Source organism: Sporomusa malonica, assembly GCF_900176355.1.
Lineage (GTDB): Bacteria > Bacillota > Negativicutes > Sporomusales > Sporomusaceae > Sporomusa > Sporomusa malonica.
The window spans coordinates 37648-58950 of sequence record NZ_FWXI01000024.1 but is presented as its reverse complement, the minus strand read 5'-3'; the positions used below and the strand labels follow the sequence as shown (position 1 = coordinate 58950).

Here is a 21303-nt window from a genome sequence, read left to right as displayed (position 1 = left end):
CTATTGCTGACGTGCGATCAGCGCTCGCCCGCGGGTGACGGCCCCCTCGCCAAACCGTTCTTTCAAATTGTCCACTGCTTTTGCAACAGCCAGCGTTTTTTCATCTCCCTGGTCAAACAGCGACATCTGCCCACCAAAAGCCACCAGCCCGCTCACCGTCACACCAAGCAATCTTACTCCTTCATTCAAAGTAAGATTGGTAATAATCTCTTCAGCAATGTGGTAAATGGTTTCATCAAGATTAGCGGCTACCGCCAGTGTCCGGCTGCGGGTAATGGTTCGGAATGAGGCAAAACGTATTTTAACCGTGATTGTACGCCCGCTTAGCCCTTGACGCCTAAGCCGCCAGCCTATTTTTTCAACAAGCGCCCACAGCTCGGTTTTAAGGTCTTCTCTACTGCTCACATCTACGGCAAAGGTATTCTCTTTGCCAATCGATTTAGGCTGCCACTCAGTAATCACTGGCCGGTCATCCTGGCCGTTAGCCAGCTGATGGATGACATAACCCAGTTGGCCGCAATGCTTGGCTAGTATCTCTGGGTCAGCTTGGGCAACCTGCCTAATCGTTGTAAGACCTAACTTATTAAGGGTCTGCGCGGTAGTCTGCCCCACACCCCATAACCGGGTAACCGGAAGGTCCGAGAGTACAGTGGCCACCTGCTCTGGGCAGATCACCATCAGTCCGTCCGGTTTTCTCATATCAGATGCCAGCTTGGCTAAAAATTTGTTGGGACCTACCCCAGCTGATGCCGTTAGGCCAAGCTCAGCTTTGATGCGCTCTTTAATTTTGGCGGCAATGTCGGCTGGATCAGAAAAAAGTCCCTCCATCCCAGTCACGTCCAGAAAAGCCTCATCTAACGACAAGGGCTCGACCATGGGGGAAAAATCGGCAAATATCTTTAAGATTTCTTGCGAAACTTTACTATACTTTTCATGGTTAGGCGGCAAAAAGATACCCTGTGGACAACGCCGTCTAGCCTCAATGGACGACATAGCCGAATGAACACCGAACTTACGGGCTTCGTAGGAAGCTGTTGAAACAACACCACGCGTTCCAATACCACCGATAATAACCGGGCAGCCGCGCAGATCGGGGTTGTCTCGCTGCTCAACAGCTGCATAAAAGGCATCCATATCCACGTGAATAATCCAGCGCTGCATAGGTTCACCTCACACTAGATCTTTTCGGAACATACGTTCTGATTTAATTATACCTCAACACCTCTGTTGAATCAATACAATGCTTGACCAGACTTGCCTCCCAGGACTTGATACCAAATCTTAGGACAAATGTCTCTTTAATGTTATCCATATATATGCTAAACTAACATTGATAGAAGGAGGAGTTGCGCATGAAAACGAGTCTGGTTTGTTTAGCCCTTATTCTCTTATTGACCCAGCCTGTATCAGCCGAGATAGCACCAATTATTTGGTCAGAGTCGCTGCAGAATACGCCAAAGCCGACGACCGAACTGGTGAATCTTGATAATTATATGATTTTGAAGTCAGACCACAGCCTCTCCATTAATCTCAACGACCGTTCTCCGATAAAAGCTATTGATCTTCGGCTGGATAATAACCAGACAATTCATCTAAATAAGCAGGATTTTCTTTTTAACATCCAGTTGTCAGACAAGATTACAAAAATTATCGATATCCCGTTCGGCGAACATAAATTCAACTAAAAAGAAGTCCCTAGCGGTAAATCGCCGCCAGGACTTCTTTTTTTATGTTCAGTGGCCAAAATATCGTAAGATATTATTAAGTATAGATGCCAGCATATCTTCCCCAGGCATTTGATTGACATTAACAAACTCTAAATCAAAGGTTATGTTATCCAGTTTGATCAAAGGCACTAATTCGTGGTTTGTTTGCAGGAATACGGGTACAGCAAAGGTATGAACAACAGTCTGCAGTCCGGTACCGGCTGCAGCTCGCCGTCTGCTATAGCTGTCAAAAACACCTTGTACCGAATCCAGGCAATTGCCGCGCTCATCATATATAAAGGTATATTTAGGGTTTGCATTCATTTGGACAGGCTCGTCCCCTAGCCCAACCTTTTCCTTAGCCGCTTTAACCCAGGATTTGTCCACATTAATTTGGATGTTACTGATAACAGGCTCCCAGATATCCTGGACGACTGGCGCAATAAGTTCATAGAGGATAATCCCTGCATTAGCTGCCATGTCCTTAATATCTTTCTGGTATACCGGCTGGGTCACAATCACCCCCATAACCTGCCCTGGTATATCTCTGACAGTTCTAAGAAAGGTAAACAGTTCACCCAAACCCACCTGTTCTTTGGCCTGAATGACTGCTTTATATGTTATATCACCATCGGTAAACTCCCAGTATAGATCGGCTTCATGGGTAGATGTCTTGCCTTCAATTATGGCATTGTACTGGGCTTTAATCGTTTTAACGGCAGCCTCGCCGGCAATGGCCTCATAAATGTCGCGCACAGCCTGCTGATAGATATTTGGGCTTGTCAATGTAACACCACCATACTTATTAATTGCGTACTATATATTTTACCGCTATTTAAGCGTAAATACAAACCTTTCTCATATACAATCACTACTTGGCCTATATACATCACGCCGCAGGGTATAGCTCCTAGTAAAACCACCAGGCTCTGCCCGGTCTTCTTCCCGGATGAACTGTTCGGTTTTCGCACTTAGGTTGTCCAAATAATGCAGCAGTTCGGCTTCCAGGATCATAGGTTCAACCGGACTTCCCCACTCTGCCTGCCCATGATGTGAATAGATGCAGTGTTTAAGTATTAAGCTTAGTTCGTGCTCTGCTGCAACTTCCCGGCAAGCCTGCTCAACCAGTTCCATGCCCAAATAGATATGCCGCAAGAGTTTCCCTTCTTTTGTAAAACCAACTGGCATGCCAAAAGCATCTACGTCAATTTCTCTCACCTTGCCTATATCGTGCACTAAAGCTGCTGCTAATAATAAATCCTTATTTATCCTGCCATTGCGCGCGCAATAATCTAAAGCGGTTTTCACAACCTCCAGCGTGTGTTGAAGCAGACCGCCGATACAGGCATGGTGATTTTTTACAGCTCCGGGGTGACGCTTGAACTTTTCAGCAAACGATTTGTTAGCAACAAAGATATATTCAAGCATTTCTCTTAATGATTTATTGTTAACGCCAGCGATGCTTGCCATTAGCTCCTGAACCATCTCATCAATATCTTGTGAAGCCATCATACCCAAGCTTTTCAGAGCTTCATCAATCTCGTTGCGGGAGGGTACGGAAACACCCTCGATAATTAGCTGTGGTGCCTCTTTAAAATAATCAAGAATAGCTTCAACACGGACTACAACGTTTTGCTGTAAAAGCATGACTAGCTCACCTGATATATCCCAATACTTTGCCGGCACATCAAGGCTATGATCGCTAACGAGAAAATCCCCATATGCCTTGCCGTTCTTAGCTGTTTTCACTTCAAACCGAGAAATTCGGTATATCCCTGATAAGCGGAATCCTTTTTGATTTTTAACTAGTTCTCCGAGCTTCATTGCGATTCTCCTTCACCGGTAGACTACCGTCTGGCCTAACGCCTGACAGAAAACATTATTAATGATTCTGCCGATCATAAGAAAAATCCTGTTAAGAGCAGTGATTAAATCTATGCAGGCAAAACCTGCTTTTAGATTGCGCATAAAAATTGACCTCCGAACGGAGGCCAATTTTATGTGCAAGTTTGTTGAATAATCATAGGCTAAACTACACATCTCTATACTTAGGAAACATAGTACTGATAATATTATAAGGAGGTTATGCAATGGGCGGGAGAACTCTCGATCAGTTTCGTAGCCGACAGCGGGCAAAAGGTAAAAGCTCGCCATCAACCCAACAAGAGTCAAAAGCGGCTGATGATTATCAACCAAAACACAACAAAACCACCCAAAGCCCTGAAGAGGATTGAAATCATAAGAAAAGACTTGGCTTGTGCCAAGTCCTTCAGGACGCCGGCAGAAGCCTTAGTCGTTCTTATGTCAACAGAATTGCGTTATAAATTCTGGTAGACCAAAGGACCTCCGAGCCACAAACGGAGGTCCTTTTCTTTATCCTGTAAGAAAGTATAACTTTCCGTCTGGATAAGGGCAACATCGACTTCCGCTGTCGCCAAAGGCTCGGCACAAGCCGTGTTTTCTTTAGAATTCTTTTACAATCTGGTCATAGGTATAACGCTTCTGCCTGGGGTAGAGAGATTTGCTCTGGTCAAAATATCCGAGGCAGATCAGCATGGTAATCAACTGGTTATCCGGCAACCCGAAAAAGGCCCGCAGCTTTGGCTCATCAAAGCCAATCATGGGATGAGAATCAACTCCATAGTACTTAGCCGCATACATAATACTCATGGCAAGCAGAGCACTGTTACTGGCGGCAAACGCCACTTTTTGCTCATTTTCAGGAAACAATACGGTATCAGCATAGCTTACTGAGCCTTCTACTGCCTCTGGTGTAGCATAACCTAGCTTAATTTTTTCATCCCAAATAGGATTGTCCCGCCTATAGCCATTTTTGTTACCAATAACGGCTAAGACTACTGGTGCCTCGACTATCTTGGGCTGCTTACAGGCAGTATTGTAGATCTCTTCACGTTTTTCTTTTGATTTTACAGCTAGAATCTGCCATGGCTGGACATTAAAACAAGACGGCGCAAGCACTGCGAGATTAATAATCTGTTTTAACGTCAGGTCATCCAGCGGCTTTTCAGGATCAAAAAAATTAACCGAGCGCCTTGCTTCAGCAAGCTCTTTAAAATCAGGCTTTTGATCTGACATAATACCCCTCCTACAACATAGATTAACGATATTATGGATAATTCTTCCTAGATAATTAGATTTCCTCTTTTTATTTTGTTTTTTATAACTCACCTTTTACGCTCATTGCCAATATAATATACCAAGAAATATAGGGGGGTATTATGTTGGCTTCTTATGATAAAATTATAAAATATGTGGTAGAAAAAATTCAGGCCGCACTGTCTCCGCTTGAGCAAATGACAAAAAATCAAGAAATCATGATTGCACAAAACAAACAGATTATTGATTTGCTCGCAAAATTAAATAATAACCGTGAACCTGATATAGTTCCAGATCCAGCTTCCAGCAGCAGCGAAACAGTTTCAGATGCCGGTTTGTCCTCAGAAGTTCAGAGTTAATCTTTAGCCCTACGTAATGTATTTGAGAGCAATGCCAAAGTAGCCACTCTCGGTAGAGAGTGGCTACTTTGGTTTAATTCTTATTTAAAAAATGCAGAAATCGAATTACACAGCGTATAAATTGTTAGCAATGCAGTAAAAATCACAATGGGATGATTGCGAAATCGAAGCAAACCTAGAGATCACCTCACTTTTTCCAAGCTATTCTATACTATTCCCAAATTTGCAATATGCTATCCCACTTCTTCTTGTCATATATTTACCTTACTATGGTTATAAATTCATAAAAATAGTCCGTACCACCGCTAGGTGATACGGACTGTTTTTATGGGTATTACAAACCCTCGAGATCTTAAAGACATAGTTTTTAACACGCCCACCTTTTTTATTGGCGGGTAATGATGCGAACAAGGCGGTCATAGAATACATACTCCCATACCCATTTCATAAATACGACAAAACGGTTCCGGAAATCAATCAGCCGCAAGATGTGTACCAGAGACCAGATTAACCAAGCAAAAAATCCTTTTAATTTAATACGTCCCATGTGGACTACGGCTGCATTTCTTCCAATTGTCGCCATGCTCCCGACATCTTTATACGCAAATTTTTCTAGTGGTTTTTCCTTGATAAGATTTTTAATGTTTTTTGCTGTAACATCTGCCTGTTGAATCGCTACAGGTGCAATCATCGGTAAAGGCCGCTCATTATACTCAAAATGGGCGGAATCACCGATTACAAAAACATCCTGGTGATCTGGTAATTGTAAATATTCATTGACAATAGCACGTCGAGCCTGATCTTGTTTAATATTCAATTTGTCTAGTATGGGAGCCGCCTTTATTCCAGCTGCCCAGATGACTGTACGTGTGGGAATTATTTCGCCACCTTTGAGGATCAAACGCTCACCATCATAATCAGTAACTTGTACACAAAGCCGTACTTCAACATGCTTGCTGATTAATGTTTCGACAGTAACTTCTCGTAATTCTTCAGGCATAGACGCCAAAACTTTGTCCGAAGCCTCAACTAATACAATTCTTACCTCTTTAAAATTTAGATTATGATACTCCTCCTCCATAACTAAATAAATTAACTCAGATAAGGCACCAGCAGACTCGACGCCAGTCGGCCCGCCACCAACAACAATAAAAGTCAGCAGGGCACGACGTTTATCCATATCTGTTTCGTAGGAAGCTAATTCAAATTGATGGAGGATGTGGTTGCGAATGGTTACCGACTCATCCAGCGTTTTCATCCCAAAACCATTCTTTTCAACGGTTTCAATCCCAAAGTAATTTGTAACCCCACCTGTAGCCAACACAAGATAGTCATAGTCTATCTCCGCGGTGTCAAGCATAACTGACTTACGCTCAAAATCAATGTTGGTTACCTCTCCCATCCGGAAAAGAACATTTTTTTGACCTTTTATCATCGCCCTCACAGGGTATGCAATATCATCAATGCCTAAAGTGGCCGTTGAAACTTGATACAATAATGGCTGAAACAGATGATAGTTATGCTTGTCAATTAGAGTAATCTGTACATCCGCTTCGCTTAATGCGCGAACTACCCGTATTCCGCCAAAACCGGCACCAACGATTACGATGTGTTTCGAATTTTGTTGCTCTTTCATAAGTGGATCTACCTCTCTAAGTCATTATATTTATACTATAAGCTGGATAAACCTAAATACATAATACTTATTATGTATTGTATGATAGTTTTAAACAATCGTTGGTCAGAGCGTAGCAACCCTGGAGCTATCGCTACCTATGAGAAGACCCTAGAAATAGTGTTTCTAGGGTCTTCTCATAGTATGGCCTGTAATTAACACACCTAACGATGCTATCTCTGTTTGAAGCAAGTGTAGATCGACGAAGTGACTGTGTAAACCCCAGTATTAAATACAAAAAAAGTCTAACACTATCTTGTAGACAGCTATGTTTCATTTTTAAAAAAGCGGGAGGAACACGATGAAAAAATTTGTTTGCGCAGTTTGCGGCTATGTTCATGAAGGGGAAGAAGCGCCTGATAAATGTCCTGTTTGTAAGGCCAGTAAGGATAAATTTAAAGAAATGACAGGAGACTTGGCGTGGGCAGATGAACATCGAATTGGAATCGCTAAAGGCATTCCAGAAGAAATGTTAGCTGCTCTACGGGCTAATTTTACCGGAGAATGTACTGAGGTCGGAATGTATCTAGCCATGTCTCGTCAAGCTGATCGGCAAGGTTACCCGGAAGTGGCTGAAGCATACAAGAGAATTGCCTTTGAGGAAGCCGAACATGCTGCCAAATTCGCTGAGATCCTCGGTGAAGTGGTGGTGGCAGATACGAAAGCTAATCTAAGCGCGAGAGTAGAAGCTGAGTATGGTGCCTGTGATGGGAAAAAGCAGCTTGCGACATTAGCTAAACAACATAACTTTGATGCCATCCACGATACCGTTCATGAAATGTGCAAGGATGAAGCCAGGCATGGCTGTGCCTTTAAAGGCTTATTGGATAGGTATTTTAAATAAAAAGGGGGGCCTAAAAGTGGCTAAAATTAACTGTGAAGTGAGTAGTTGTTCGCACAATAAATCTTTTGTATGCTATGCAAATTGCGTTGACATCGTTGGCAGTTCTGCTAAAGAAGAACGATCTACTTGTTGTGGTTCTTTTTTGAACAACCTTCTGTACTCTGAGCTTACAAATAATGTACTGAGCACAGGTTCATGTGACTGTCTAAAGTGCACGGTTGAGACTTGTACTTATCATAGTAACAACTTATGTACGTTAGACAACATCCAGGTAAATGGAGGAAATGCAGAATATTACACACACACAGCATGTGCCAGTTTTAAACTGAAAAGCTAACCTGCGGAGCCAAATTACTCTGTACGCCCGTGAGCAGAGTAACTCGTTCTTGTACCAATAGCAAATAACAAAATTCCCATAACAACAATGATTCCTCCAATTACAAACATTGAGTCGTACCCCAGGTATCCACCGACCAAACCTAACACTACCGAGCCAGCGGTGATCCCCAAATCCATAAATGCTGTAAAGAAAGCCAATGCGCTTCCCCGGTCCTTAGGTGCTGTCTCATCAACCACATAAGCACTCAAAGCCGGCATGAAAGCTCCAATTCCCAGTCCAAAGCAGCCACCGATGAACATCAACAGATAACTATCGTATAGCAGCGGGAAGAAGAATACGGCAATAGCTACAAGGCACATAAATGGAATAATCACCGCTCGTCTGCCAAACCGGTCAGACAGTTTTCCTGCCACCACCCGGCTAATTAGCGTAAAACCGGCGTAAGTAGAAAAGAATACACCAAAATTACTGATTCCGCGTTCAGGCGCATATACCGGGAGAAAAGTTATAATTGCTCCATAGGTGGTCGCTGCAGCAAACAATGTGAGTGATGCAACCCATACAGCCCGCTGCCTTGCTACAACAAAGATGCTCTCTGCTTTTGCTTTTTTCACTTGTGGCTTGACTTCCTTGACAAACGCGACCGCCAAAAAAGCGGCTGCCGCGATAGCGAACGAAAGGGTAAATAACGCCGCAAAATTACCGGTACTCTTGATAATGGCAATGCCCCAGGCAGGAAAAAGAGCCATAGCAACTACATTGGACACACCAAAAACCCCGAGGACTTCGCCCCGGCGCTCAACCGGGGCCAGCTCGGCAACATAGGCAAAGCAAGCAGCTATAAATGCACCATGGGCAACCCCGTGGAGAATCCTTAATATATATAGGGGAATTACTTCCTGTACCTGACTGTAAACCACAAAAAGTAGCGCAAAAAATCCCACGCCGAAGAGCATCACTCTTTTCCGCCCATGTTCATCTGCATATTTTCCGAGATATGGCCTCAACACCACTGATGCCAAGGTAAAATATCCTGTGACCAGTCCAATCTGACTGGGAGTCCCCCCGAGTTCAACTACGTATTGGGGAAGAATAGGCAAGATTAAATAAAAACTTCCAAAATAAAAAAAGTTAGCAATACACAAAAAAATAAAGTCTTTTGACCATAGGCTAAACTTGTTCATTTTTAAATTCTCACTCCTTCTAAGTACCGTATACCCTGCTTGCTAAAACCGGATAGCGTTAAACCTAAGAAAAATACAGAACCATAAGCCGTATAACGACTTATGGTTCTGTACTTTTCCTCTATTTCCCTCTTATTGGCCTACTTTGTTTTACTATTTACAGGCGGAGGGTTACCTGCCATTGATTTTAACTAAAATGTAACCTACAAACAGGATTTACCTGCGCATTGTAGAACTGTCATATAATATAAATCTACAAAAAAGGTGGTTATTTTTGTGGTACTCTGGAAAGATGTTTATGAACTCGGTATCCCTCTAATTGATCAGCAACACAAAAAGTTATTTGAGATTGCAAATGAAATCGATACATTACTAAATAACGAATTAATTACCGACAAATATGATCCAATTGTAGCTATTATTGAAGAACTACGAGATTATACAAAAGAACATTTTGCAGCAGAAGAAGCTCATATGTTAGCCACAAAGTATCCGAAATTTTTATCACATAAGGTTTTACATAATGACTTCATCGACAAAATGAACTCAATTGACTATGCGCAAATCGATAATGAACAAAATGCTTACTTGAAAGAAATTTTGAAGTTTGTCATCAGCTGGCTTGTTGATCATATTCTAAAAGAGGATAAATTAATATCTCCAACCTAACAGTAACCACGACCGTTCCCGCAGAGGGCGTTCAAGACGCTATATGATAAAAAGACAGGGCGATTCAATGTGAACCTTCCCTGTCTTTTTTCTATTTATAACGGGCTACATAGTCCTCTAATATCTTGGCATTGACATTAATTCGCTCAAGGACTGCTGTTATCTCTTGTGTAGTAGCTGCCTGCTCCTGGCTAATCGCCCCAGTCGATTCTATAGACTTGGCAAGCCCTGCTACTGCAAGATTCATTTCTTGCAGAGTACTCTGAATCCTTTTTGTAGCGTCTTGCGATTGCTCAGCTAGTTTTCTTACCTCTTCAGCAACAACAGCAAAACCTCTGCCCTGTTCACCCGCCCTAGCAGCTTCAATTGCTGCATTTAAACCTAGCAAATTTGTCTGTGCTGCAATATTTTTTATGAATTCTAAAACCTGAGAAGTGTGCTTATTCTTCTCAGCTAAATCTTGGGATAATTGAAATACATGTTGACCTGAAGTTGCAAGTTCGCTTGCATTTTGTGCAATTTGCCGAACATTTTCGGTAACCTGACTAGTTGCACTAGCCAACTCTTCCACATTATTCACCAAATCAAGACTATGTTTTAGATCAATACCTGAACTCAACGTTCCGATTATTTCTTTATTTACACCGTAGATTGGTGTGAATATCGTTTTAATCGTTCGGCCGTAAACCTCAGGTGGGATATCGGCATACGTGTCTTTGCCTGTACGGATACATTCCTCAATAGTACTGATTCCCCTTATTGGTTTACCGGCTGGAAGATCTAACTCGTATTCTTTGGCGCGGTGATAATCAATATACTCTTTTAAATCGGTAAGCCCAACCGCCATATCTTCTCGAACTATCCGGTTAAGGTAAGGAAGCACTAATTTAAATGCCGCCAGTATTTCTTCATTTGTCTGCGGCTTGTTTTCAACGTACACATAGACTCCCCCTTAAAATGTTTGTGCTTTTATTCGGCATCTAGCTACAATGTTCCTGCTGTTTTGACTTACCGTCACCTACCGAAATAACATTGGTCCTACCACCTGAGCCGTTGACTGGACGAAGCTGCGATCATTACCGTTCATCCAGCAGCTGGCTGATTTCTACCAGCCGGATGAACTCACCTCGATAGCCTTCGTTATCTCTTCCTTTGGCTCCCGAAGCCATCTCTAGCACCTGCGGGTAAGACGACTGCCCTTTGAATTCCGAATTACGCAGCAGCAGGGCATATTCGGCGACAGCCGCAGCAAACCGGAATCGTGCTGATGATCCCTCTACTGTTTCGTCAGTGCCAACATGTTTGGCGATTAGAATACTGGCACTCTCGGCAGGTTTCTTGTAGCGTACTTTAACTTGCAGCAGATCTTCGCTCGGCACTGGTTCAGAACGCTGATAAAGCAGCGGCTCGACCGTTCCAACCACTTCCTGCGAGTTGGCAGGAATCACCTCATAGAGTACTGTGACCGAATGTCCGGCCCCCATGTCACCGGCATCCTTTTTATCGTCACGGAAATCACGTTTATCCTGAATCCGGTTCTCATAACCAATCAACCGGTAATACTTCACTTGTAGCGGATTAAATTCCACCTGCACTTTGACATCTTTTGCAATGGTATACAGCGTGCTGGCCAACTGGCCAACCATCACCTTTGCCGCCTCCTGGGCGTTGTCAAGATAAGCGTACATACCGTTGCCCTTGTCGGCCAGTGCCTCCATCTTATTGTCTTTGATGTTGCCAGTCCCAACACCGATCACGCTAAGAAAAATCCCGTCATTGCGTCGCTCTTCGATCAACTGCGTCAACTCTCCCTCACTGGATACGCCGACGTTAAAGTCGCCATCTGTAGCAAGAATAACCCTGTTGTTGCCATCCCGGCGAAAATTTTCCCGGGCAATTTGGTAGGCCAGTTGAATTCCCTCCCCACCTGCTGTTGAACCGCCGGCTTTCAGGCTATCGATGGCCTTGTCGATTTTTGTTCTTTCCCTTCCAGAAGTAGGTTCCAGCACTACTCCAGCCTGGCCGGCATAAACTACAATGGATACCGTATCTTCTTCCCGTAACTGCTTAACCAGCATCTTGAACGACGTCTGTAAAAGCGGCAGTTTGTTGGGTTCGGCCATTGATCCTGAGACATCAATCAGAAACACCAGATTGCTGGGCGGTAATTCTTCTGCCCCGAAGTTTTTCCCCTGAAGACCGATAAGCACCAGTTGATGACCTGGTTGCCACGGACAAGCACTCACCTCTGTTGTCACCGAAATAGGATGCTCACCATCTGGCTGCGGATAGTCATGGGCGAAATAATTAAGCATTTCTTCTGTTCTAACTGCGTCTGGCGGTGGCAGTTTACCGGAATTGAGGAATCGGCGTACATTGCTATAAGCAGCAGTATCCACATCTGTCGCAAGAACAGAAACTGGTGAACTAGCAACCTCCTGATATTGGTTGTCATAGCTTCTTTTATACTCTTCCGTATCGAATGACCCGCCATGCTGATATGGCCCTACCACCCCTGGAGCCATACTTACCCGAAGTTGCCACTCATCAAACAAGTTAGCCCTGCTCATAACGCTAGAGGACGGTAGCTTGTATGATTCATCATGGTATGGCGCTGGAAATACAATGATGGCATTCCTCTTTTCGTTGAGGCGGTAAGTTAGCTGGTAGTTCTTGCTCAGTGCACTCAATACCTGTTCAAGCGTCTCTCTTGCCGTCACCTTCAGATCAATCTTCCTTCCGGCTACTTCTGGAACAGCCAGGATGCGAATGCCGCTCTGCTCACTCAATAGAGCCAGCAGATCCTCTACCGGCATACCATTCGCGTTAATTTCCATTGCTATTGCAGCCTGTTTAACTTTGTCTACAAAGCTTAGTGGAGCTGCCCAAGTGGTGGTAATAAAACAAACTAGGAATAGGATGATAAATAATCGTTTCATCCTTTCAGCCTCCTTTTTCATGGTGCTAAATGGCAGGATTTCTTTATCTGCCATATTTTTCTAATACTATAAACGCAGGGCAGGGCGAAAAGTAACGAACTATCAGGTTAATTTTTCTGAGTACCCATGTCCCTTAATGCAGGGGGATACGAAGAACAAAGGGAACCGGTATGTTGTCCCTGAGACAACGTACCGATTCCCTTTCGTGTTCACTTTGATTGCCAGGTTGCTTTCAATTATGCTTATTACTCAACCTCTTAAGCTACTTACTCACACCCACACTTATGCCCATTCCACATATGCTTAGCCTTGCACATCCACTCCTGCACATCATTCAAGGTCTCGCCAAACCGCTGAAAGTGAACAACCTCCCTTTCCCAGAGGAAACGAAGAGTATCTTTCACACAAGGGTCTTCTGTACAAGCAATCAGATGCTCATAAGTAGTACGGGCTTTTTGCTCTGCTGCCATATCTTCCGTAAGGTCGGTTATTGGATCGCCAAGACAGGCGATATATTTAGCACTCCAGGGGATGCCGTTAGCATCTGTCCAGAAAAGCCCATGATTATGCTGAACATACTGACCTTCCCAGCCAGCTTCTTTAAAGTCTTCGCAGGAAGCACCATCAACAAGTTTATATACCAGTGCAGCAATCATTTCCATATGGGCGAGTTCCTCTGTTCCAATATCCGTAAGTAGAGCTTTAGCTTTATCTGTCGGCATGCTATAGCGTTGGTTAAAATACCGGAGCGAAGCCGACAGCTCGCCGTCAGGGCCTCCATATTGGGTTATTACCATTTTTGCAAATTTTACGTCCGGGCAGGTGACGCGTACAGGATGTTCAAGTTTCTTTTCATATATCCACATATCCACTGCTCCCCTATCACAAAATTATAATTCCCACGGCCAAGGCCCTTGGACCCACTGCCACGGCTCCCGGGACGCGCCGCCAAAACCAAAGTTCAGGAGCGGCCCATATTCAGCTTCATACTTTTCTTTATACTTTTGCAGCACTTCTACTGCACAGTTAAAATCATTAATCGCATCCCGGTCACAGGGATGGGTGTCAAGATAAAGGTTAAGCTCTATAGCAACAAACTCCATCTCCTGAATTTTTCTAAGCATCATTATTTGTTTTTCATACTTCACTTACTCTACACCTCCATGCTTAATCTATTTCGGTATTGGGTAGACGCCCCAAAGTTCTGGAAACAGCGTGCCCTTCATGAGCGCCTCTGGTGGAGTAAAAGCTTTTTCATAAGTCTGCCACGGAACATAGGCGTGTGCCAGCAGAATGCACTCAGGCATCTTGTCACACATGTTTTTATCCATGCCTTTCATTCCGCCCATATGTTTGCCATAGCACTGTTTATTAGCAGGCATATCGTCCATTTCGTCTTCCATCTCACACATATCGTCCATATCGTCCATGTCATCCATCTCCATCTCACACATATCATCCATGTCATGAAGGTCATCTTTCATTTCCATGACTTTGTTTTTTCCGGGCTTAACATACATTGGACTTCTGGTCTTTTTTCTCACAAAGAAAAGCCTCCTCTCACTAACCTAGTGTATTTTATGTGAATCGACAAGCAAATGTCACCGCATCGGCATAAAAAAAATTCGGCAGGCCTGAAAGCCTACCGAATCTACTATTCTCCTGTAAGAAAGTATAACTTTCCGTCTGGATAAGGGCAACATCGACTTCCGCCGTCGCCAAAGGCTTGGCGCAAGCCGTGTTTTCTTTATACACTATGCAACAGGCATGATGAGGAATGCCAAAATGTACAAAGCAATCCCTGCCCCATGGTATAGCACCGACAATGCCCAGGCCAAGCGGATTAGCGTAACATCCAGACCAGTATATGCACTAAAACCGGCACATACACCAAACACCATCCCATGGGGCTGATCAAGTGCCAGGTGGTGGGACATGGTTACTGCCTCTGGTGTCCCAACTCCCTGAATAAACTGCCATACTGTTAAGCCGCTAAAAAGGTATGCTCCTGCTCGAATTAACCAGACCATAAGAGAAGGCCCCCTTTAAGGAAATTGCCTTCTAACGCCCATCTGCATGACGCCTAGCATCTGGACGTTATAAGTCAATTTCAATCACTAATGATGAATATAAATATCATTTCATTAGTAATTATTACCGTAAAAGGGAACCTTTAAACACTAGGGTTTAAGCCCGAGTCGGACGTCCTTCCTTCTTCACCAGTTTTAGCTTTGAGCGGTTAGACGGCGGATTGGCTTGACCTGGCTGAAAGCCTTTGGCGCAGGTCCTGCGACCAACACTAATTAAGAGACCGATGGCTGCAAAATTGACAATAAGTGACGTACCACCAAAGCTAATGAACGGCAGCGGTACACCAGTCACCGGAACGACCCCTGATACCATAGCTATATTACCGACAGCCTGTCCCACCACCAGGGTTGTCACACCTACTGCCAGCATAAAGCCGTAGCCATCAGGGGCGCGGCGGGCAATTTGCAGCCCATACCAAGCCATTGCTCCCAGGAGCATAAGTATCAGCCCAGCTCCCACAAACCCCATTTCCTGGCATAATACAGCAAAAGCAAAGTCGGTATGGGCTTCAGGTAAATAGTGAAACTTACTGGCCCCCATACCTAGGCCGGATCCAAATAGGCCGCCTGAACCAATCGCCAAAAGTGACTGCACTGTCTGATAGCCTGATGTCTGTTGATAAGCCCATGGATCAAGCCAGGCCCAGATCCGCTCAGCCCGGTAGGCAGCAGCATATACCAGATAGATGGTCATACCTACCGCAGTTATACCTAAAAGGGTAAGTTCTTGTTTAGGAATACCTGCTAAAATATACATCACCAGGCTCAAGCCAACAATAACGGCGGCGGTCCCCATATCAGGCTGCTTAAGCACCAGTACACCCATAACCAGCGTTACTCCCAGCGGCCATGAGTTAAGGGATATAGGGTGCCCCCGATCAAGCTGCACGCCTAAATAGGCGGCCGTAACCATAATGGTAATAAGTTTAGCAATTTCGGACGGCTGAAACTGAAAGCTTCCAATCTTAAGCCAGCGCCTGGCGCCATTCGCATATTCCCCGCCAAAATGGACAGCAATCAGCAGCCCGATAGCAGCAATTAGGGCAAGCACCAGCCAGCCTCGGCTAATTTTGCGGTAATCAATGACCGCCACCACCAGCAAGGCCACAAACCCAATACCAAAAGACACCAGATGACGGGTTACGAAAAAGTAGCCATCCTGGAACAGTTGTCCGCCAAGAACAAAGCTAGCACTAAAAATATTTACTGTACCAAGTAAAAACAGGATTCCGGCAATAAAAAACACGGCTTCGGCCGGACTGACCCATAGCTTGGGGAATTTTTGGATCTTTTTATTGCTCACGCTGACGCTCCTTTCAAAAACACGTTAACCAAACAGCCGTCAGGCCATATTATATATGGAATGATGCCTATCATATAACAAAACTACGGGTAAAAAGAGGTGATCGCATGGGGTGAAGCCATATAAACTGTTGGCTGTTGACGCTGCCACCCATGCCATAATTATTGCAGACGGCCTTAGCGGGGAAATCGTGACCGAGTTGGCTTACTCCCCTGAGCTAAGTCCCACTGAGCTTGTCGTGACCCCTGATTATACAAAAGCTTACCTGCCCTGCGCCGCTACCAATGGCAAGAACGGGATATTAGCAGTAAATTTGACTAGTTTATCGCTCTATCGGCTACCGATAAGCATACCCTATCCAGCCCAGTTTGTCTTGCCGGAGACGAGCGCAACGACAGCCTATCTTGCCGAGCCTTGCGGCGCATTATATCGCCTGGATCTGACTACTATGTCCAGCCAGGCACTGGGAGCGCCTGCAACTAAATCCAGTTGCGTAGGTCTGGCGGCTGATGCAGAGAAAATCTATGCAGCCTGGGAACACCATGCTGGGGGCACAGTCATGGAATTAGCTCCTGATGGCACTATCTCCTGGCAATATGATATTGCCGGTATTCCCACAAATATCATTTTAGCTGCTAACCGGCTGATTGTGCCATTTACGAATACTGCGTTTACCGGTGAAGGTGTTGCCCTGTTTAATTTAAGCAAAAAACGTACCTCACCAGCTGTAGTTACCATTCAATGTCCCAGCTGCCCTAGCAGCCTTGCGGCTTACCCCTGCCATGCCGCCGTAGCACCAGATAATCAGACCGCATACATTGTCAACGAAGACGGTGCGTCTATTTTCGTCATTAACCTCAACACTGCTCAAATTGTTGATAGGCTAGCCATTGGGCGTTCACTGTCCCGTCTGTACTTAATCCCAGGTACTGAGCTGGCCATCGGTACCAGTAATCTATTTGCTGATCTAAGCCTGATTGATTTAGCCAGCGGCCCTCTCTTGGCTGTCACAAACACCAAGCGGCAGCTGCTATCCACCATTGCCATTCTCCCCTAATCATTCGCTATAGATAGGTCAAACCCCTCCCGCGTAAGCGAGAGGGGTTCTTTTTCAGTAGATATTATGCTTTTACTTTGCCTAACTGCCGTGGCCAGTTGTCGCCCCATTTGTATTTACTCTTTTTCTCGGTTTTTGGAGCAACCGTTGGTTGAGGTGGGACTTCAACTGCTACCTCGGGAATTACTTCAGCCTTTATCTGATACTTGGCCTTAATCTCACCCGGATCTTCTTTCGAAATATCGTTCCCATCCAAAGAATCGATATTAGGCAGTACTTTTTCCCGCCCGTTGTCAGGGGTGTAATCTAACTCAATATCATCAATGACTTCTTCTTCAGCTACATAGTCACGTTCATCAACTTCTTCAGCCACTACAAAATCAGCAGTTTCTACAGAATCAACAACCTCTTCGTCAACAATCATGCCATACTTGGTATTATGCTTATATTTCATATCCACACAGTCTTTTTCCACCTTAATTATGCCTTTTTCAATCATGGCTAACACTAAGAGGAAATGCTCAGCTTCGCGACGGACATGATCGGCCAGAGCGGCTGGAATTGTACTTAACATCCTGTTCGCGATAACCATGTCGTAGGCTGCCTGTTTAAAGTCCCTGAGCCGCATCGTAGCTGCCCGGCTGTCTTGCAGGAAACGATTGAAAGCAGGCAAATCCATTGGCTTATGCTCAAAAAAGCTTACATAGTCCCTACTCTGCATCGACAAGTCATCAAACTCGACTTCATACCCCTCGACGACACCACGCAGACTGCGCTCAGACGGGTCCAGCCTGCTGCCAATGAACTTAGTATGGTCGGCCATAATTCTTAGCCAAAAATCAGCTTCCTGGGCTTTGACCACAGCTAATTTCTTACCAGCGCGAATTTTCTCCAAGATAGCCATAAAATATTCGGCTTCGCGGATGATATGGTCAAAAAAGAGCGGCGGCAGGGCACTGCCCAGCTTATTGGTCATCGACATGCCTAACAAGAGACTCTTATACCTGATAAACTCTTTAAGAGACGCCATGGTATCAGCAATTAATTCAGCAAATTTTTTCTCATTGTGAAGCTTTTCGGCCCGTACACGTAAAGCCTTAAACTCCCGTTCAAAGGCGCTGGCTTCTTCAATCAAATCAGTCTGATCAAAAGGTAAACCTGTCTTAATGAAAAGAGCATGTTCTTCCATGATATGCAACCAAAACTTGACTTCTTCGATATCAAGCGGCGGCACCGGCAGAACATTGCCTGTACCAGACGAATGACGCGGCATAGCAACACACTCCCCCTACAAAAAGGATTTAGTGTATTGTATGCTGGGTATGGCTTAATTGATCATCAAAAGATAATGTAATAACCGCTCAGCCCAAAACTATGGCTTATAAAGTACTTAGCTGTTTTGGAAGGTAACTTCACAGCGGTGTATAGGCTGCCCCAGAGCACTAAACCGCGACTCATATTCGGTCATAACATTTCCGGCAAAACCATTGTTATGAAGATCATAGGTAATATTGTCAATTGCCAGACCAAACTGGCTAAACTGCTCTAAGGAGAATTCAAACAATGGTCTGTTATCTGTTTTGAAGCATAGCTGGCCGCCTGCCTTTAAAACCGTCTGATATTTTTCTAGGAATCTGGCATGAGTCAGCCGCCGCTTGGCGTGACGGTTCTTTGGCCAGGGGTCGCAAAAATTAATATACAACCGGTCAATCTCTCCCGGCGCAAAGATCGTCAGCAGCTCGTTAACATTAAACACCAGCAAACGAACATTAGTCAGCTCGTTTTCCCTAGCTCTTACAGCTGCGTCGTAGAGAACATCCTTCTGGGCCTCAATACCGATAAAGTTTGCTTTATCCTGATATTGTTCGCCCATACCAGCAATAAACTTACCTCTGCCTGTCCCTAGCTCAACATATAGCGGGAGCTGATTGCCAAACAAGTCAGCCCACTTACCTTTCAGTTCTTCACCAGGGTTTTGTACTATATTCGTAAAGCCGGTTAGCGCTTCAGCAATCCACGGCTTTTTTCTCAGTCGCAAAAGGTCTCCTCCTTAATCCTTATCCAAACCATATTTTTTTAAGTAACGATACAGTGTAACCCGGCTGACATCAAGCATATTAGCCAACCGGCTGATATTGCCCCCAGCTGCCTTCCAGGCTTCAACAAAGGCATCTTTATCTTCTTTCCAGGCTTTGCTGAGCCCCTGCTCACCAGGCATAATAATATCGTTCGGTGTAATAGCCTCACCAGTAGTACGGAAAAAAGCCTGTTCAATAACTCCCTGAAGCTGCTTGATGTTACCAGGCCAGTCATAACCCATGATGACTTCGGCTGCCTCAGGCGACAGTAGTTTCGGCGGCAGGTTATGCAGTGATGCCAATTCGCCAATAATATGTGCAGCCAGATCAGGAACATCTTCGCGTCTTACCCTAAGCGGCGGTACCCGGACAACAGACCTGGAGATAATCTCGTATAAACTGGCCGAAAACACATTCTTTTCTACCATCCGCTTAAGATCAGTATCAGAAGCGGCAATGATCCGGGCATCGATTGGCCGGTGTACAGTTTCTCCTGAACGAGACAGCTGGCTGGATTCAAGTGCTTCAGCCAGCTTGTCCTGCAATACGGCTGAAAGCTTCTCAATTTCATCTAGGAACAATGTGCCGCCACTCGCCAGTTCTAGCTTACCCGGACGCCCCTCTGCCTCACCGCCGCCACGTCCAAACAATTCGACTTCAAGAATTTCAGGCGGTAAATCGCCGCATTTAACAGCAATCAATGGGCCTGCTGCCCGCGAACTGGCCTGATGGATACCATGCGCCAACCGCTGTTTGCCTGTGCCTGGCTCGCCTTGCAACAAGAAGTGATAGTCATGCCTGGCTGTACGGCTGGCTTTGTCTTGCATAGTGGTAAATACCTGGCTGCTCCCAACCATGCTTGACAGGCTGTAACGAGCCGTATAGCCTGCCGTATGGGCTACCAGAGTGCGCAAATCTTCGATTGGCAGCGATACAGCCACAATGCTGTCCACATCACCATCATCACCTGAAAGCGGTACAACAGTGGTAATATCCTCATAGGTTTTACGGGGGGTTATCCAGGTAACTTCTTTATTATAAGACGGCACACCAAGAAAGCCTTTGAAAATCGGCGTATGGCGATAGTTTAAGAGCACGTCACTTAAGTTTGGCCCCTCACCTTTTGTCTCACTTCCCGGCGGAACAATCCCTGACAAGCGGCTATTGCCAAGCTTATTCGCGTAAGCTACTTCGCCGCCGGGGAGAATATGGTACACCGCCAGTGGCACAGCGTCCAGAATGGTATGCTTGGCCTTCAAGCTGGCTACCATTGACAAATGCTGCTCCATAGCATATTTAATACTAAGCACCATGGCTACCATAGCGCTATATGGCAATTCTTCCTGCTGAATAGACACTACTGTTATAACAAATTTCACCTGATTATCCACAATAATCGGCGCCGAACAAGCATCACCATTCTGACAGTCTGCAATCCACATCTCAGGCCCAAACATCAGAAACGGGACTTTATGCCTGTAGGCAATGCCAATACTTGAAGTGCCAATATCCTCTTCCAGTATCCTGGCTCCCTCAAGTTCACCGGCTGTCTTTTGATAAAAAGGCATGGCATAATTTTTCAGCACATACAAGTCCTGATCCATAAACAGCATGCTCAGGTTATAGGTAGTAAAGTGTTCTTTGATCTCATCATAGAGTCCATCAAGGAAGCTGATCGCCGGATTGTAGCGATCCCGGCGTTTGCTAAGCTCTTCTCGCGACAGCTTGACATCAAGGCGAAACGTATCGCGCCCTACCCCCAAATCCTTGCTGCGCTGCCAGGATTCGCCGATCCAAGGATGGACGTTAGGGTCGATCACGCCTTCCTGGATAAATTTATCGTAATATTGTTCGAGTTTGGCTTTGTTGCGTCGTTCACGAATCATTATGTACCTCCACACAATTCTATAAGAATAATATCACAAAAATGTCAGTATTTCAT

The 21303-nt window shown here is 44.9% G+C and carries 24 protein-coding genes; 7 read left to right on the top strand and 17 right to left on the bottom strand.

Going from position 1 to position 21303, the window contains the following annotated elements:
- A complete protein-coding gene (gene dinB, locus B9A22_RS20915; protein WP_084577889.1) occupies positions 1–1161 on the bottom strand; it encodes a DNA polymerase IV in 1161 nt (386 codons plus the stop codon).
- 191 nt (positions 1162–1352) lie between these two features.
- Between dinB and B9A22_RS20910 the strand changes: the two genes are divergently transcribed.
- Entirely contained in the window at positions 1353–1685 is a 333-nt protein-coding gene (locus tag B9A22_RS20910) for a hypothetical protein (RefSeq protein WP_084577888.1), read from the top strand.
- 48 nt (positions 1686–1733) lie between these two features.
- Here B9A22_RS20910 and B9A22_RS20905 read toward each other — a convergent pair whose 3' ends face one another.
- From B9A22_RS20905 to B9A22_RS26435, 3 genes are all read right to left on the bottom strand, one after another.
- The gene (locus B9A22_RS20905; RefSeq protein ID WP_084577887.1) at positions 1734–2492 is read right to left on the bottom strand and encodes a hypothetical protein; all 759 of its coding nucleotides are present in this window, start codon (positions 2490–2492) and stop codon (positions 1734–1736) included.
- Positions 2493–2564: 72 nt separating this feature from the next.
- A complete protein-coding gene (locus B9A22_RS20900; protein WP_084577886.1) occupies positions 2565–3530 on the bottom strand; it encodes a 3'-5' exoribonuclease YhaM family protein in 966 nt (321 codons plus the stop codon).
- Between the two features lie 12 nt (positions 3531–3542).
- Positions 3543–3674, bottom strand: coding sequence for a hypothetical protein (locus tag B9A22_RS26435; RefSeq protein ID WP_281252424.1), 132 nt, complete (start codon positions 3672–3674; stop codon positions 3543–3545).
- Between the two features lie 117 nt (positions 3675–3791).
- On the opposite strand from B9A22_RS26435, the gene B9A22_RS20895 reads away from it, so the two are divergent.
- Entirely contained in the window at positions 3792–4040 is a 249-nt protein-coding gene (locus B9A22_RS20895; protein ID WP_084577885.1) for a hypothetical protein, read from the top strand.
- Between the two features lie 129 nt (positions 4041–4169).
- Here B9A22_RS20895 and B9A22_RS20890 read toward each other — a convergent pair whose 3' ends face one another.
- Entirely contained in the window at positions 4170–4802 is a 633-nt protein-coding gene (locus tag B9A22_RS20890; RefSeq protein WP_084577884.1) for a nitroreductase family protein, read from the bottom strand.
- 143 nt (positions 4803–4945) lie between these two features.
- Here B9A22_RS20890 and B9A22_RS20885 point away from each other — a divergent pair, with 143 nt between their 5' ends.
- Positions 4946–5182, top strand: a complete 237-nt coding sequence (locus B9A22_RS20885) for a hypothetical protein (RefSeq protein ID WP_084577883.1) — start codon at positions 4946–4948, stop codon at positions 5180–5182.
- Between the two features lie 385 nt (positions 5183–5567).
- Here the strand turns inward: B9A22_RS20885 and B9A22_RS20880 are convergent, their stop codons facing one another.
- Positions 5568–6818 carry an NAD(P)/FAD-dependent oxidoreductase gene (locus tag B9A22_RS20880; protein WP_084577882.1) on the bottom strand — a complete coding sequence of 417 codons (1251 nt, stop codon included), beginning with the start codon at positions 6816–6818 and terminating at the stop codon, positions 5568–5570.
- 340 nt (positions 6819–7158) lie between these two features.
- On the opposite strand from B9A22_RS20880, the gene B9A22_RS20875 reads away from it, so the two are divergent.
- Together B9A22_RS20875 and B9A22_RS20870 are read left to right on the top strand one after the other, a co-directional pair.
- On the top strand, positions 7159–7701 hold the full coding sequence (locus B9A22_RS20875; RefSeq protein WP_084577881.1) for an NADH peroxidase: 543 nt from the start codon (positions 7159–7161) through the stop codon (positions 7699–7701).
- Positions 7610–8038, top strand: coding sequence for a DUF1540 domain-containing protein (locus tag B9A22_RS20870; RefSeq protein WP_342747865.1), 429 nt, complete (start codon positions 7610–7612; stop codon positions 8036–8038). The genes B9A22_RS20875 and B9A22_RS20870 overlap by 92 nt, the downstream gene beginning before the upstream one ends.
- A gap of 14 nt (positions 8039–8052) precedes the next feature.
- Here the strand turns inward: B9A22_RS20870 and B9A22_RS20865 are convergent, their stop codons facing one another.
- Positions 8053–9225, bottom strand: a complete 1173-nt coding sequence (locus tag B9A22_RS20865) for an MFS transporter (protein ID WP_084577879.1) — start codon at positions 9223–9225, stop codon at positions 8053–8055.
- Positions 9226–9501: 276 nt separating this feature from the next.
- Between B9A22_RS20865 and B9A22_RS20860 the strand changes: the two genes are divergently transcribed.
- Entirely contained in the window at positions 9502–9894 is a 393-nt protein-coding gene (locus B9A22_RS20860) for a bacteriohemerythrin (RefSeq protein WP_084577878.1), read from the top strand.
- A 91-nt stretch (positions 9895–9985) separates the two neighbouring features.
- Here B9A22_RS20860 and B9A22_RS26430 read toward each other — a convergent pair whose 3' ends face one another.
- The 7 genes from B9A22_RS26430 to B9A22_RS20825 all read right to left on the bottom strand — a co-directional run bounded on the left by B9A22_RS26430 (position 9986) and on the right by B9A22_RS20825 (position 16226).
- Positions 9986–10741 carry a methyl-accepting chemotaxis protein gene (locus B9A22_RS26430; RefSeq protein ID WP_084577909.1) on the bottom strand — a complete coding sequence of 252 codons (756 nt, stop codon included), beginning with the start codon at positions 10739–10741 and terminating at the stop codon, positions 9986–9988.
- A 229-nt stretch (positions 10742–10970) separates the two neighbouring features.
- Positions 10971–12833, bottom strand: coding sequence for a YfbK domain-containing protein (locus tag B9A22_RS20850; RefSeq protein ID WP_217806008.1), 1863 nt, complete (start codon positions 12831–12833; stop codon positions 10971–10973).
- A 266-nt stretch (positions 12834–13099) separates the two neighbouring features.
- A complete protein-coding gene (locus B9A22_RS20845) occupies positions 13100–13699 on the bottom strand; it encodes a manganese catalase family protein (RefSeq protein ID WP_084577876.1) in 600 nt (199 codons plus the stop codon).
- 24 nt (positions 13700–13723) lie between these two features.
- Entirely contained in the window at positions 13724–13981 is a 258-nt protein-coding gene (locus B9A22_RS20840) for a spore coat protein CotJB (RefSeq protein WP_139796334.1), read from the bottom strand.
- A 24-nt stretch (positions 13982–14005) separates the two neighbouring features.
- The gene (locus tag B9A22_RS20835) at positions 14006–14377 is read right to left on the bottom strand and encodes a spore coat associated protein CotJA (RefSeq protein ID WP_084577875.1); all 372 of its coding nucleotides are present in this window, start codon (positions 14375–14377) and stop codon (positions 14006–14008) included.
- Positions 14378–14587: 210 nt separating this feature from the next.
- On the bottom strand, positions 14588–14863 hold the full coding sequence (locus B9A22_RS20830; protein ID WP_084577874.1) for a PspC domain-containing protein: 276 nt from the start codon (positions 14861–14863) through the stop codon (positions 14588–14590).
- Positions 14864–15020: 157 nt separating this feature from the next.
- The gene (locus B9A22_RS20825; protein WP_245824084.1) at positions 15021–16226 is read right to left on the bottom strand and encodes an FtsW/RodA/SpoVE family cell cycle protein; all 1206 of its coding nucleotides are present in this window, start codon (positions 16224–16226) and stop codon (positions 15021–15023) included.
- A gap of 112 nt (positions 16227–16338) precedes the next feature.
- Between B9A22_RS20825 and B9A22_RS20820 the strand changes: the two genes are divergently transcribed.
- Positions 16339–17283, top strand: coding sequence for a YncE family protein (locus B9A22_RS20820; protein ID WP_084577873.1), 945 nt, complete (start codon positions 16339–16341; stop codon positions 17281–17283).
- Between the two features lie 64 nt (positions 17284–17347).
- Here B9A22_RS20820 and B9A22_RS20815 read toward each other — a convergent pair whose 3' ends face one another.
- The 3 genes from B9A22_RS20815 to B9A22_RS20805 form a co-directional block, all read right to left on the bottom strand.
- Positions 17348–18556 (bottom strand): DUF2935 domain-containing protein, encoded by a 1209-nt coding sequence (locus B9A22_RS20815; RefSeq protein ID WP_084577872.1) that lies wholly within the window; start codon positions 18554–18556, stop codon positions 17348–17350.
- A 117-nt stretch (positions 18557–18673) separates the two neighbouring features.
- Positions 18674–19321, bottom strand: a complete 648-nt coding sequence (gene trmB, locus B9A22_RS20810; protein ID WP_084577871.1) for a tRNA (guanosine(46)-N7)-methyltransferase TrmB — start codon at positions 19319–19321, stop codon at positions 18674–18676.
- 12 nt (positions 19322–19333) lie between these two features.
- A complete protein-coding gene (locus tag B9A22_RS20805) occupies positions 19334–21247 on the bottom strand; it encodes a sigma-54-dependent Fis family transcriptional regulator (protein WP_084577870.1) in 1914 nt (637 codons plus the stop codon).
- Positions 21248–21303 lie beyond the last annotated feature (56 nt).